This window comes from Actinomycetospora sp. CA-053990, assembly GCF_050948445.1.
GTDB classification, from domain to species: domain Bacteria; phylum Actinomycetota; class Actinomycetes; order Mycobacteriales; family Pseudonocardiaceae; genus Actinomycetospora; species Actinomycetospora callitridis.
Window position 1 is genome coordinate 5,553,253 of the sequence record NZ_CP192043.1, and the last position, 13,782, is coordinate 5,567,034.

A 13,782-nucleotide genomic window follows, 5' to 3' on the forward strand; every position below is an offset into this window, starting at 1 on the left:
AGGGAGCTACTCGACCGTGACGGACTTCGCGAGGTTGCGGGGCTTGTCGACGTCGTAGCCGCGGGCGCGGGCGACCTCGGCGGCGAAGACCTGCAGCGGCACGCTCGCCACGAGCGGCTGGAGCAGGGTGGACACCGCCGGGATCTCGATGAGGTGCTCGGCGAACGGGCGCACCGTCTCGTCGCCCTCCTCCGCCACCACGATCGTCCGGGCCCCGCGGGCCTGGATCTCGCGGATGTTCGAGAGCAGCTTCTGGTGCAGGATCGCGCGCCCCTTGGGCGACGGCATGACCACCACGACGGGCAGGTCCTGCTCGATCAGCGCGATCGGGCCGTGCTTGAGCTCGCCCGCCGCGAACCCCTCGGCGTGCATGTAGGCGAGCTCCTTGAGCTTGAGCGCGCCCTCGAGGGCCACCGGGAAGCCGACGTGGCGGCCCAGGAAGAGCACCGCCTTCGACGCCGAGAGCTCGCGCGCCAGCGCGCGGGTGGGCTCGACGACCGTCTGCAGCACGCGCGCCACGGCGTCGGTGCTCGACTCGAGCTCGGCGTACTCGCGGGCGACCTCGTCGGCGTACTTCGTGCCGAACACCTGCGCCAGCGCCAGGCCGACGAGGTAGCAGGCGACGACCTGCGCGGTGAACGTCTTCGTCGCCGCGACACCGACCTCGGGGCCGGCGTGGGTGTAGAGCACCGCGTCGGACTCGCGGGGGATCTGGGCGCCGTTGGTGTTGCAGATCGCCAGCACCCGGGCCTTCTGGTCGCGCGCGTGGCGCACGGCCTCCAGCGTGTCGGCGGTCTCGCCCGACTGGGAGATCGCGACGACGAGCGTCGAGCGGTCGAGTACGGGGTCGCGGTAGCGGAACTCGCTGGCCACCTCGACCTCGACGGGGATGCGGCACCAGTGCTCGATCGCGTACTTCGCGAGCAGGCCCGCGTGGTAGGCGGTGCCGCAGGCGACGACGAACACCTTGTCGATGTCGCGCAGCTCCTGGTCGGAGAGGCGCTGCTCGTCGAGCACGATGCGGCCGTCGACGAGGTGCCCGCGCAGGGTGTCGGCCAGCGCCGTCGGCTGCTCCTCGATCTCCTTCAGCATGAAGAAGTCGTGGCCGCCCTTCTCGGCGGCGGCGATGTCCCAGTCGACGTGGAACGGGCGGGTCTTGGCGGTGTCGCCGTGGAAGTCGGTGACGACCGCGCCGTCGCGGGTCAGCGTGACGATCTGGTCCTGACCGAGCTCGACCGCCTCGCGGGTGTGGTCGATGAACGCGGCGACGTCGGAGGCGACGAACATCTCGCCCTCGCCGACGCCGACCACCAGCGGCGAGGAGCGCCGGGCGGCGACGATCTCGTCGGGCCGGTCGGCGTGGGTGAACACCAGCGTGAACGCGCCCTCGAGCCGCGCCACGACGGCGCGCACGGCGCCCGTGAGCCCGGCGCCCGGGTCGGCCTCGAAGGCGCGCGCGACCAGGTGGGCCGCCACCTCGGTGTCGGTGTCGCTGGCCAGCTCGACGCCCTCGGACTCGAGCTCGGCGCGCAGCGCGGCGAAGTTCTCGATGATCCCGTTGTGGACGACCGCGACCTTGCCGGTGGCGTCCTGGTGCGGGTGGGCGTTGCGGTCGGTCGGCGGCCCGTGGGTGGCCCAGCGGGTGTGACCCATCCCTGTGGTCCCACCCCGCCCGCTGGGCGCGTCCGACGCCCCTCCCTCGGGCAGCACCGCGACGAGGTTGTCGAGCGGTCCGGCCGCCCGGTGCACCTCGAGCGACCCCGTCCCGTCGACGACGGAGACCCCCGCGGAGTCGTACCCGCGGTACTCCAGTCGTCTCAGACCATTGACGAGGACCTCTTGGGCTCCGCGCCAGCCGACGTATCCCACGATCCCGCACACGGGCCTCAGGGTAGACGCGCCCGCTCGCGGCTCCTGCGGGTGCACGACCTGCCGGGGGGTCACGACGGGCCGTGACGGGCCCGCTCCGATAGGTTCCCGGGCCATGGCGAGCGTGATCGGTGGGAAGGCCCTGGCGCCGAAGGCCGTGGTCGCCGAGCTCTCGCGGCCCGGCCCGTACCCCGTGCTGCGCGGAGAGCTCGCGCTGGTCGGCCTGCCCGGAGCGGTGTTCACCCCCGCCACGGGTACCGGCCTGCCGGCCGTGGCCTTCGCGCACGACTGGCTGCAGCCGGCCTCCCGCTACTTCGGGCTGCTCCGGCACCTCGCGAGCTGGGGGATCGTCGCCGCGGCCCCGGACACCCAGCGCAGCCCGATCGGCTCGCACCGTGCCCTCGCCCACGACCTGCGCACCGCCCTCGGCGTCTGCTCCGGCGTGCGGCTGGGCGGCAGCGCCCGCGGCGCCGCCGTGAGCGTCGACCCCGGCAAGCTCGGCCTCGCCGGGCACGGCATGGGGGCCGGCTCGGCCGTCCTCGCGGCCGCGGTGCCCGCGGCCGACACGCAGGTGCAGGCGGTCGGCGAGCCGTACTGGGAGGTGGGTCACGGCGTCGCGGTCCAGGCCGTCGCCACCATCGCCCTGACCGACACGAAGCCCTCGGCGGTCGACGCCGCCCGCGCCGTGCACCTGCCCGGCATGCACCTCGGCTTCGGCAAGGACCTCGTGTCGCCGCCCGCGGCGGGCGCCGACCTTGTCGAGCAGAACTGGGGCGGCGAGTCCTCCCTGCGCATCCTCAAGAAGGCCACCCACCTCGGCCTGCTCGAGGGACGGCACTGGAGCGACATCCTGCTCGACGGCAAGGGCGAGCCGGCGACGCGGAGCCTCGTGAAGGCGCTGCTCACCGGCTTCCTGCTGCACCGCCTGAACGGCGACGGGCGCTACGCGGCGGCGTTCGACGGCCCGGTCAAGGGGACCGAGGTCCACTCGGCCTGAGCGGGTCGCCCCCGCCCGCCGCGAGGCGCTCGCGCACCCGCGCGCCGGCCTCGCGTCCGGCGGCACGGCTGCGCGCGGCGGCGGCGAGGAAGACGCGCAGGCGCTCCTCGAGGTCGGCGGCCCAGGCCCGCAGGCGGGACTCCGCCGACGGGTCGGCCCCTACCGCGGCCAGCAGGGCGTCGACCTGGGCCGGGTGCAGGCCGCCGACGGGGTCCGCGGGCCGGACGGCGGCCGCGCCCGCCGCGAGGTCGCGCACCGCGGCCGCGACGGTGGCCGCCGCGACCTCGAAGACGTCCGCGGTGTCCCCCAGCTCGCCCACGAGGCCGTGTGCGGAGCGCGCCAGCGCCGACACCCGCTTCTGCACGGCGTCCGCGGACGGGCCCGCCCACGTGTCCCACAGCGGCCCGAGGTCCTCGGCGGTGTCGACGTGCTGGCGGCGCACCTGGGTCGCGGCCTCGCGCAGCGCCTCCGCCTGCGCGGCGAGCGCCGCCGGGTCGGGGAGCTCGCGCGCCTCGGCGCCCGCGCGCCGCACGGTGGCCGGGTCGGTGTCCGGGCCGGCGGGGATGCCCCGCCAGCGCGGCGGCAGGGCCGCCCAGCGGGTGAGGTGCGTGGTCAGCACGCCGACCGCGGTGTCGACCGCGCCGAACAGGGCGGCGCGGGTGGGCCCCGCGACGTCGACCGGGCCGGCCTCCCCGACGAGCCGGAGCGGGCGGTCGGGGCGGGTCACCCGGCGCTGCGCGGCACCCCGCGCGGTCCGGAGCCCTCGGGGCCGGTGTCGTCGCCCGACCCGGCGCTGAGCAGGTGCTCCGCCAGGTCGTCGACCGCGCCGGCGTGGGCCCGCAGGAGCGCGACGGCCGAGAGCGTGCCGCCCTCGCCTGCCCGGCCGGGCTCGCCGTGGTCGGCGCTGAGCCGGTCGGCCAGCTCGTGGAGGTCGCGGGCGCGGCCCGTCACGGCCTCGACGACCTCGGGGAGGTCGGCCGGCGGGCCGTCGTCCTCGGCGGCGTGCTCGTCGTTCACGGGGTCGAGGCCCTCGACGAGGTCGTCCAGGTGCCGGGCCGGGCCGTGCGTGGGCGGCATCGAGTCCATCCGCGTCCTCCGCGTCCGGCCCGCGCGAGCGGGGTACCGACACCGTCCCGTCCCGGTCGGCGATGACGCCGGGGCGCGGGACCGCCGTCAGGTTAACGCCTGACCGACCGCCAATGAGCGTGAACCCGGGACCGGTCCGCCCCGGTGGGTGAGGCGGTACCGAGCGTCGCGAGCCGACTTCGCTGTGTCGTCGGGAGGGTCGTCAGCGGACGCTGGAGACGAGTCCCGCGAGGCGGTCGGCGACCTGGCCGGCCACCACCTGCGTCGGCGCCTCGACCATCACGCGCACGAGCTGCTCGGTGCCCGAGGGGCGCAGCAGCACCCGGCCCCGGCCGGCGAGCTCGGCCTCGGCGGCGGCGACGGCGTCGGCCACCTCGGTCGAGGCGCCCACGGCGGCCTTGTCCGCGACGGGCACGTTGACGAGCACCTGGGGCAGGCGCGTCATCACCGCGGCGAGGTCGCCGAGCGGGCGCCCGGTGTGCGCCACGCGCGCCATGAGGCGCAGGGCCGTGAGCAGGCCGTCGCCGGTGGTGGCGTGCGCCGGCAGCACGACGTGCCCCGACTGCTCGCCGCCGAGCGAGAAGCTCCCGGAGCGCAGCTCCTCGAGGACGTAGCGGTCGCCCACGGCCGTGGTCCTCAGCGCGACCCCGGCGTCGGCCATGGCGAGGTGCAGGCCGAGGTTGCTCATCACCGTGACGACGAGGGTGTCCGCCGCGAGCTCCCCGCGCTCGTGCATGTCGAGCGCGAGGATCGCGAGGATCTGGTCGCCGTCGACGACGGTGCCGTCGGCCGCCACGGCGAGGCACCGGTCGGCGTCGCCGTCGTGGGCGATCCCCAGGTCGGCGCTCTCCGCCACGACCGCGCGTGTGAGGACGTCCATGTGGGTGGAGCCGACGCCGTCGTTGATGTTCCAGCCGTCGGGGTCCGCGTGCAGCGCGGTCACGCGGGCACCGGCCGCGGCGTACGCGCGGGGCGCGGCCTGCGAGGCGGCGCCGTGCGCGCAGTCGACGACGACGTGCAGCCCCGTCAGCGGCGTCGGCGTCGCCGACGCGAGGTGGGCGACGTAGCGCTCGAGCGCGTCGGGGACGTCGCGGACCCGGCCGATGTCGTGGCCGGTGGGACGCGGCGTGGCGTCGCCCGCACGGACGTGGGCCTCGATCTCGTCCTCGAGGGCGTCGGGCAGCTTGTGCCCGCCGGCGGCGAAGAGCTTGATGCCGTTGTCCGGCATCGGGTTGTGCGACGCAGAGATCATCACGCCCAGGTCGGCGTCGAACTCGCCGGTCAGGTACGCGACGCCGGGCGTCGGCAGCACGCCGACGCGCAGGACGTCCGCACCCGCGGCGCTCAGACCGGCGGTGACCGCCGCCTCGAGCATCTCGCCGCTGGCCCGCGGGTCGCGACCCACGACGGCCAGGGGACGACTGCCCGAGGCACCACGACGACCGCCGGCCCGGGCGTGCTCGGCGAGCACGCCCGCGGCCGACGCGGAGACCGCCGTCGCCAGCTCGGGCGACAGGTCGGCGTTGGCCAGCCCCCGCACACCGTCGGTGCCGAAGAGCCGCGCCATCAGCGCTTCGAGTACTGAGGAGCCTTCCGGGCCTTCTTGAGGCCGTACTTCTTGCGCTCCGTGGCCCGCGGGTCGCGGGTGAGGAAGCCGGCCTTCTTGAGGCCCGGACGGTCGTCGGGGTCGACCTCGGTGAGGGCGCGGGCGAGGCCCAGGCGCAGGGCGCCGGCCTGGCCCGACGTGCCGCCGCCGTGGAGGGTGGCGAAGACGTCGAACTGCTCGGTGCGCTCGGTGATCACCAGCGGCTCGCGGATGAGCTGCTGGTGCACCTTGTTCGGGAAGTACTCCTCGAAGGCCTTCCCGTTGCACACGATGCGGCCCGTGCCCGACACGAGGCGGACGCGGACGATGGCCTCCTTGCGGCGGCCGACCGTCTGGATGGGGCGGTCGATCTGGGCGAACACCGGCGCGGGCGCGGCGTCACCGAAGACGTCGGTCTCGGCGTCGGCCTCGGCACCGTCGGTCTCGGCGCCGTCGCTCTCGACGTCCACCTCGACCTCGGCCAGGACCTCGTCGTCGGTACCGGGCTCGTCCGTGGCGGACACCGGAGTGCCGCCGACGGCACCCTCGGGCAGGTCCGCAGCTTCGGCGAGCGTCTGGGCCGCGTCCGTGTCGTTGACCTCGGGCTGGTCGGTCGCGTCGTCGGGGCTGGTCACTGGCTCACCTGTCGAATCTCGTAAGGCACCGGCTTCTGCGCGGCGTGGGGGTGCTCGGGACCGGCGTACACCTTGAGCTTGCTGCCCATGGCGCGGCCGAGGCGGTTGTGCGGAAGCATGCCCTTGATGGCCTTCTCGACCACGCGCGCCGGGAACCGGTCGAGCTCCTCGCCGATCGTGCGCGAGCGCAGGCCGCCGGGGAAACCGCTGTGGTGGTACACCATCTTGTCGTCACGCTTGCCGCCCGTGAGGGCGATCTTCTCCGCGTTCACGATCACGACGAAGTCGCCGGTGTCGACGTGCGGCGCGTACGTCGGCTTGTGCTTGCCCCGCAGCAGCTGGGCGCTCTGGGCGGCCAGGCGGCCGAGGACGACGTCGGACGCGTCGATGACGTGCCAGGCGCGGTCGATGTCACCGGGCTTCGGACTGAACGTGCGCACGGAAGCTACCTCGTCACGGACGGCTGGGCGGTCGGCTCGGGGCCGGGGTGTGGTCGAGCGGGCGCGGGACATGCACCGCGCATCAGTCGTCCAGAGTACGCGGGCGGCCGCCGACGACGGCGACCACCCCCTCGCCGTGGGTCGTCCGCGCGGAGCCGCCGTCAGGTGAACATGTTCCTCACCTGGTTCTCGGTGTTCTGGTAGTTCGCGTTGACCGTGCCGGTACGCGTGCCGATCTGTGCGAGCAGGCCCTTCATGTCCTCCCAGGAGGTGCGGACCTGCTGCTGGCGCTGGCGGTAGAAGTCGGCGGCCGCGCCGTCCCACACCGCGAGCTGGGCGATCGTCGAGTCCAGATCGGCCAGCTCCTGCTCGATGGCGGACGCGCCCCGGCCGATGTTGGCCTGCGCGCCCTCGATGTCGCCGAACGACACCCGGATCTCACTGCTCATGGGGACTCCGTCCTCGTCTGTCGGGATACGTCGGGGTGCCTCAGAGGTACTGGCCGAGGCCGCCGCCGGAGGCGGGCGTCGTCGCACCGGGGGCCGGACCCGACCCGCCCGTGCCACCGAGCTGGGAGAACGCCTGGCGGTTGTCCTCGTCGGAGGCGGCGTAGTTGCGCCCGCTCTGGCCGATCTTGGCCGCGATCTCGTCGAGGGCGGTGTTGATGCGCGTCGCGTCCTCGTTCCACCGCGCCATGAGCCCCTGGAACGCGACGGATCCCTGGCCGCGCCACGTGCCCGCCAGGGGCGCGAGCTGCGACTGCAGGCTGCTCATGTGGCCCTGCATGCCCTGCTTGATGTCCTGGATCCGCTGCGAGGCGGTGAGCATGACGTCGGTCTCGGTACCGAACTGCCCGGCCATCCGCGGCTCCCTCCGTGTCCGGGGGCCGACCGGCCCCGCGTGCTGCTGACGGATCGAGCATGACGAGGGGGCGCGGGCCGTGGTGGTCGTTTGGTGAAACCCGCGGACCCGATCAGCCGGCGGGCCCGAGGGTCTCGACGACCTGCGCGCAGACCGCGAGGACCCGCGTCGCCTCGGCGTCGTCCGTGCCGTGCCGGCACCCCACGCTGACCATCGACGACGGCGACGAGAGCACGACGAACCAGTCGACCCGCACGCCCGGCGCGGGGTCCTGGCGGTAGCGGGCGACCTCGCGGTCGCCGAACTCGGCGCGCGCCTCGTAGCCCGACACGGGATCGCCGGCGGCGCGTGCGGCCTCGTACTGGGCGGCCAGCTGCCCCCGGGCGCGCTCCGGGTCCTGGGCGGCGGCGCCGTCGAGGGGTTCTCCTGGACGGCGACGAGGTCCGTGCCCTGCAGGGCGCCCGCGGGGCGGAGCAGCACCCGGCGCGCGGCCGCGTCGCCGCCGGCGGTGACCCACCCGACGGGGGCGACGAAGACCTGCCCGCCGACCACCGTGGGCGTGCCGGACGGGCGGCTCACGGCCCGGACGCCCAGGACGATCCCGGTGACCAGGGCCAGGATCGCCAGCGCCGCGATCACGACCGCGCCGACACCCACCGGGCGGCGGGGTGGGCCGGCCGACCGCGGCCGGCGCGCGGGGAGCCGGCGCTGTGGGGACCGTTCCTGGGAAGGCCGAGCGACCACGGCCGCGCCCGGGGCGGTGGCGTCGTCGCTCCCGTCGTCCCCCTCCGCGCCGTCGACCCGGCGCACCGGGAGCAGCGCCGGGGACCCCGACGAGGTCGGGGTGAGCCAGGCGGGGGTGTCCGCGGGATCGCCGAGGTCCTCGGTGGGCTCGGCGTCGGGCACGCCGGGCTCGGCCCGGGGCCACGCCCGCTCCCCCGGCGGCAGCTCGACGGTCGGGGGATCGAGCAGCGGGCCGGCGGCCGACCGGGGCGCGGACGACGAGGACCGGCCCGCACCGGCCGCGACGGCGGCCCCCGCCCGCTGGCGCGAGGCAGCACCGGCGGCCCCTCCGAGCAGCGCCTCGTCCTCCCGGGCCACGACGAGCGCCCCCCGCACCACGACCAGCCGCGGCTCCGGGCCCACGGTGGCGGGCACGCCGAGCTCGCGGTGCACGAGTGCCGCGAGCAGCGGGATCCGCGCACCGCCGCCGGTGAGCCACACGCCGTCGAGGTGCTCCGGGCCGGTGCCGGCGTCGGCGAGCGTCTCCGCGAGGAGGTCCACGACCCGCCTCAGCGACGGACGCAGGACCTCGGTGAGCTCACCCCGCGAGAGCCACGCCGCCGTGAGCCGCCCGGGCAGCGGCACCGCGGCCTGCTCGGCGTCGGAGAGCTGCTCCTTCGCGGCGCGCACGTCGTCGAGCAGCACCTGACGGTGCCGCCGGTCGCCGAGGGTCGTGGCGGCGACGACCTCGCGGACCCGATCGGCGTCGCGTCGCGCAGCCGGATCCTCACGCGACGCGTCCCCGGGGGTCGGCTCGTCGGCGAGCGTCGAGAGCAGGTGGCCCAGCAGCAGCTCGTCGGCGTCGTCGCCCCCGAAGCGGTCGTCCCGTCGCCGCGCGAGCAGCCGGGCGCCACCGCAGCGCCCGGGGTCGGGCGCGAGCACGGACGCGTCGGCGCCGCGTGCCCCGAGGTCGAGCACCGCGATCGGCCCGGGACGTCTCTCCTGCGGGCGCATCCACGCGGCGTGCGCGGCGGCCGCGACGGGCTCCGCGAGCAGGGTGAGCCCGGCGGCGAGCCCGGACCCGGCCCGCCGCAGCACCTCGCGGCGCCCGGCGTCCCAGCCGGCCGGGTGGGTGAGGACGAGGTGGCGCGGCCGGTCCCCGCGCAGCAGCGGGCCGGCCCGCTCGAGCGCCCCGGCGAGGACGGCGCCCCACGCCTCCGCGATCCCGACGACCCGGGTGCCGAGCAGGAGGTCGGGATCGTCGACCCGCAGGCGTGGCGTCGGCTCGTAGCGCGAGGGATCGGTCGGGGCCAGCCGTCGGGCGGCGGCCCCGACCGCGAGGGCCGTTCCGTCGGCGGGGGCGAACACGGCGGCGAGGTCGAGCGGCACCTCGGCGGGTTCGACGGTCTCCGCAGGGGCGCGGGAATCGGGCGACACGTCCACCGACGCCGCCACCGTCGTCACCCCGAGGTCGATCGCGACCGTCGGGCCTTCGCTCACGGGTCGGCGTCCGGGACCGTGATCGGCGGGTCCGGGGCGCGCCACCCGACCTGCACGAGGCGCTCCCCGTGGCGCCGCCCGACGAGCCAGCCGCGCCCCGGCGGCTGCGGACCCGGCCGGACCGTGCCCAGCAGCACGCCCTCGTCGCGGCTGCCGCTCATGACGATGCCGGGCGAGGAGAGCTCGCGCAGTCGGGCGAGCACCGGCTCGAACACCGCGCGGGACGCCCCGCCCGTGCGCCGCGCGACGACCAGGTGCAGGCCGACGTCGCGGGCCTGGGGCAGCAGGTCGAGCAGGACGGCCAGCGGGTTGGTCGCGGCGCCCGCGACGAGGTCGTAGTCGTCGACCAGGACGAAGACGTCCGGGCCGGTCCACCACGAGCGCGCCCGCAGCTGCTCGGGGGTGACGTCCGGGCCGGGCAGCCGGCGCTGCAGCGACTCGACGAGCTCGGCGAGCGCCTGGGTCAGCGCCGCGGCCGACGACGTGTAGGAGATGAGGTGGTCGGTGGCCACCGCCCCGAGCAGCGAGCGCCGGTAGTCGACGATCACCAGCCGGGCCTGGTCCGGCCGGTACCGGGTGACGATCTGGTGGGCCAGCCCCCTCAGCAGCGCCGTCTTGCCCGACTCGGCGTCGGCGAAGCAGACGAAGTGCGGGTCGGCGGACACGTCGAGCAGGACCGGCGCGAGGCGCTCCTCGGACAGCCCCAGCGGCAGCAGGTGCGGCGGGCCCTCGTCCGGGCCGGGCAGCGACTCGACCCCCACGCGGTCCGGGAGCAGCCGCACCCGCGGCGCCCCGGTGCCGCCCCAGGCCGCCGCGACGCGGGCGACGAGCTCAACGGTGGCGCGCCCGAGGTCCGCCGTGTCGGCGACCCCGTCGAGACGCGGCAGGGCGGTGAGGACGTGGCGCTTGTCCGGTGAGAGCCCCCGCCCCGGGCGCCCGGACGGCACGACGGCGGCGACGCGGCGGTCGACCTCGGACTCCGACGGGTCGCCGAGCCGCAGCTCGAAGCGGGTGCCGAGCAGGTCCTTGAGGGCGGGCCGCAGCTCCGCCCAGCGGCTCGCCGTGATCACGACGTGCACCCCGTACGAGAGGCCGCCGGTGGCCAGCGAGATCACCGTCTGCTCGAGGCCCTCGTGCTCGCTGCGGAAGGCGTGCCAGCCGTCGACGACGAGGAAGACGTCGCCGAGCATGTCGCTGCCGCCGGTGCCGGGCGCGAGCTCGCCGCGGCGGCGCCGGGCCCGCAGGTCGGCCATCGACTCGACGCCGGCCTCGCGGAACCAGCGCTCCCGCCCCGCGAGCAGAGCGGTCACCTCGGCCACGGTGCGCCGCACCAGCTCGGGCTCGCCGCGCCCCGCGACCGTGCCGACGTGCGGCAGGCCCGCCAGCCCGGCGAGCGTGCCGCCGCCGAGGTCCACCGCGTAGAACTGCACCTCGGCCGGCGTGTGGGTCAGCGCGGCCCCGGCGACGAGCGTGCGCAGCAGCGTCGACTTGCCCGACTGCGGCCCGCCGGCGACCACCACGTGCCCCGCCGCCCCCGCGAGCTCGGCCCACAGCACGTCGCGGCGCTGGTCGTAGGGGCGGTCGACGACGCCCACCGGCACCGCGAGCTGCCCGTTGGCGGGGAAGCCGGGCGCGGTGAGCCCGCGGTCCGGGGTGGCGGTCAGGGGCGGCAGCAGCGCGTCCAGCGTGGACGGGTCGGCCAGCGGCGGCAGCCACACCTCGTGCGCGGGCGGGCCCTGGCCGCGCAGCCGTTCGACGACGACGTCGAGCACCGACGGCGTCCCCGCCCCGCGCGGGACCGACGGCCCGTGCGGCCCGATCACCGCGGGCGGCCCGCCTGCCGGGGGGTGCCCGTGGCCCTCGAGCACCGCGCCGGGCTCCACCCAGCTCGCGGTGAAGGGGCGCGGGCGCATCTCGCGGGGCACCGGGGAGGGGTCGGGGTCGGCGGGCTCGGCGGAGCGGTAGGGCGCCGACACGTACCCGGCCTTGAACCGGGTCATGGTCGACGACTCGACCTTCAGGTAGCCCGAGCCCGGCACCGGCGGCAGCTCCGCCGCGTCCGGGACCCCGAGCACGGCCCGCGAGTCCGACGGCGAGAACGTCTTGAGCCCGATGCGGTAGGACAGGTGCGAGTCGAGGCCCCGCAGCCGCCCCTCCTCGAGGCGCTGCGAGGCGAGCAGCAGGTGCATCTGCAACGAGCGGCCCAGTCGCCCGATCGCGACGAACAGCTCCGCGAAGTCGGGCTTCTGGCTCAGCAGCTCGGAGAACTCGTCGACGACGACGAACAGGGTCGGCAACGGCTCCAGCGGCGCGCCGTTCTCCCGGGCACGCTCGTACTCGGTGACGTTGGCGAGGTTGCCCGCGGCACGCAGCTTCTCCTGGCGGCGCTGCATCTCTCCCGCCAGCGCGTCCTGCATGCGGTCGACGAGGCTGAGGTCATCGGCGAGGTTGGTGATCACCGCGGCGACGTGCGGCGCGCCGGCGAGCCCCGCGAACGTGGCGCCGCCCTTGAAGTCGACGAGCACGAGGTTGAGCGCCTCGGACGAGTGCGTCGTGATCAGACCGAGCACCAGGGTGCGCAGCAGCTCGGACTTGCCCGACCCGGTGGCCCCGACGCACAGCCCGTGCGGGCCCATCCCCTCCTGGGCGGCCTCCTTGATGTCGAGCTCCACCGGCTCGCCCTCGGCCGAGACCCCGAACGGCACCCGCAACCGGTCGCGCACCGGGCGCGGGCGCCAGGCCGCGGTGACGTCGAACGTGTCGGGCTCCCCGTCGACGCCGAGCAGCTCGAGGATGCCGGGGCTGGTCAGCAGCGGCTCCTCGTCCTCGGCGCCGGCGGCCGGCGGTCGGCAGGGCGCGAGCCGCCGCGCGAGCGCCTCGGCCTCGGCGCCACCGAGGGTGTCGGGACGACCGAACCACTCGACGCCCTGCTGGCCCCGGGCCCCGATGCGGCCCTCGCCGTCCGGTTCCAGGACCAGCCCGAGGCCCCGGCGCGCGGTCAGGGTGCCGAGCGAGTCCGACAGGTCGATCACGGTGACGCCGGCCAGTCCCTCCTCGAGCACGACCTGCTCGGAGCGCGTGACCTCGGCGTCCTCGAGCACGACGACCACGTGGCGGGTGTCGGTGGCCGGCGCGGCGCCCCGGGTGAACCGGCCCCGCCCGGCGAGCTCCGGGGCCAGCCACGCCTCGACCGCAGCGAGCGAGGAGGTCACCATCCGCACCGGCCCGGCGCCGTCCGAGTGCCGCGGGTGCGCGATGTGCGGGAGCCACTTCACCCACTCCCAGTCGGCACGCGCCGGCCCCGTCGCGGCCACCGCGATCACGAGGTCCTCCGGGCTGTGGAACGTCACGAGCTGCGCGAGCAGCGCCCGCACGAGCCCGCGACGGCTCGCCGCGTCGCCGCCGGTGACGCCCACCGACGCGAACGCGCGCAACGACACCGCGGTCGGCAGGTCCGGGACGATCGAGTGGGTGCGCACGAAGCGGCGCAGGGCCACCGTCGACACCGGCTCGAGGTCGTCGACGGGACCGGTCTGCGGCGGGACGAGCGCGGTGGCGAGGCGCTGGGAGCCGCGGCCGACGCGCACGTGCGCGAAGTCCGGGTCGGAGGGGCGGCGCTCCCACATCCGCGGGCCGCGCGCGAGGCCGACGAGCGTCGCGGGCTCGGGGTGGGTCCACTCGAGGGCGCGCCGCTGGTCGACCGCCGTCTCGCGGGCCCGCCGGCGCATCTGCGCGAGGTAGCGCAGGTAGTCCTTGCGGTCCTCGTCGGCCTCCGCCCGGCGCTGTCCTCCGCCGCGTGTCGCGCCACCGGCGACCATGCCGATCGTCGAGAGCGCGAACATCCCGCCGAAGAGCCACGAGGTGGGGTTGTCGACGCCGATGACGACGATGAACCCGAGCGAGCCGAGCACCATGAGCAGCGGCAACAGCCGCAGCAGCGGGGACGTCGGCACCGCCCGGGGGATCTCCGGCGGGGCCTCGAGGTGGATCTCGCCCGACGGCACCTCCGGGGGCGCCGGGCGCGCGGCGCGGCGGAAGACCCGTGTGCCCACCGGTCGCCCCCCATCCTCCGAACGCACCACCCGG

The 13,782-nt window shown here is 76.2% G+C and carries 10 protein-coding genes; 1 reads left to right on the forward strand and 9 read right to left on the reverse strand.

What is annotated here, in order from left to right; translation table 11 throughout:
• Positions 1 to 6 precede the first annotated feature (6 nt).
• Positions 7 to 1,881 (reverse strand): glutamine--fructose-6-phosphate transaminase (isomerizing), encoded by a 1,875-nt coding sequence (gene glmS, locus ACQPYN_RS28240; protein ID WP_433030064.1) that lies wholly within the window; start codon positions 1,879 to 1,881, stop codon positions 7 to 9.
• Positions 1,882 to 1,984: 103 nt separating this feature from the next.
• On the opposite strand from glmS, the gene ACQPYN_RS28245 reads away from it, so the two are divergent.
• Positions 1,985 to 2,866: a dienelactone hydrolase family protein gene (locus ACQPYN_RS28245; RefSeq protein ID WP_433030066.1), complete on the forward strand. Its 882-nt coding sequence runs from the start codon at positions 1,985 to 1,987 to the stop codon at positions 2,864 to 2,866.
• On the opposite strand, the gene ACQPYN_RS28250 is transcribed toward ACQPYN_RS28245, so the two are convergent.
• The 8 genes from ACQPYN_RS28250 to eccCa form a co-directional block, all read right to left on the reverse strand.
• Positions 2,838 to 3,593, reverse strand: a complete 756-nt coding sequence (locus ACQPYN_RS28250) for a hypothetical protein (protein ID WP_433030068.1) — start codon at positions 3,591 to 3,593, stop codon at positions 2,838 to 2,840. The genes ACQPYN_RS28245 and ACQPYN_RS28250 overlap by 29 nt on opposite strands.
• Complete coding sequence (locus ACQPYN_RS28255; RefSeq protein WP_433030070.1) at positions 3,590 to 3,952, reverse strand: hypothetical protein; 363 nt, start codon at positions 3,950 to 3,952, stop codon at positions 3,590 to 3,592. Before ACQPYN_RS28255 ends, ACQPYN_RS28250 begins: the two co-directional genes overlap by 4 nt.
• Before the next feature lie 202 nt (positions 3,953 to 4,154).
• Positions 4,155 to 5,519 (reverse strand): phosphoglucosamine mutase, encoded by a 1,365-nt coding sequence (gene glmM / locus ACQPYN_RS28260; protein ID WP_433030072.1) that lies wholly within the window; start codon positions 5,517 to 5,519, stop codon positions 4,155 to 4,157.
• The gene (gene rpsI, locus ACQPYN_RS28265) at positions 5,519 to 6,172 is read right to left on the reverse strand and encodes a 30S ribosomal protein S9 (RefSeq protein ID WP_433030074.1); all 654 of its coding nucleotides are present in this window, start codon (positions 6,170 to 6,172) and stop codon (positions 5,519 to 5,521) included. The genes glmM and rpsI overlap by 1 nt, the downstream gene beginning before the upstream one ends.
• Positions 6,169 to 6,612 carry a 50S ribosomal protein L13 gene (gene rplM, locus ACQPYN_RS28270; protein WP_274190731.1) on the reverse strand — a complete coding sequence of 148 codons (444 nt, stop codon included), beginning with the start codon at positions 6,610 to 6,612 and terminating at the stop codon, positions 6,169 to 6,171. The genes rpsI and rplM overlap by 4 nt, the downstream gene beginning before the upstream one ends.
• 161 nt (positions 6,613 to 6,773) lie before the next feature.
• Positions 6,774 to 7,061, reverse strand: a complete 288-nt coding sequence (locus ACQPYN_RS28275) for a WXG100 family type VII secretion target (protein ID WP_433030077.1) — start codon at positions 7,059 to 7,061, stop codon at positions 6,774 to 6,776.
• A gap of 40 nt (positions 7,062 to 7,101) precedes the next feature.
• Positions 7,102 to 9,696: a WXG100 family type VII secretion target gene (locus ACQPYN_RS28280; protein WP_433030079.1), complete on the reverse strand. Its 2,595-nt coding sequence runs from the start codon at positions 9,694 to 9,696 to the stop codon at positions 7,102 to 7,104.
• Entirely contained in the window at positions 9,693 to 13,748 is a 4,056-nt protein-coding gene (eccCa, locus tag ACQPYN_RS28285) for a type VII secretion protein EccCa (protein ID WP_433030081.1), read from the reverse strand. Before eccCa ends, ACQPYN_RS28280 begins: the two co-directional genes overlap by 4 nt.
• Positions 13,749 to 13,782: the final 34 nt, after the last annotated feature.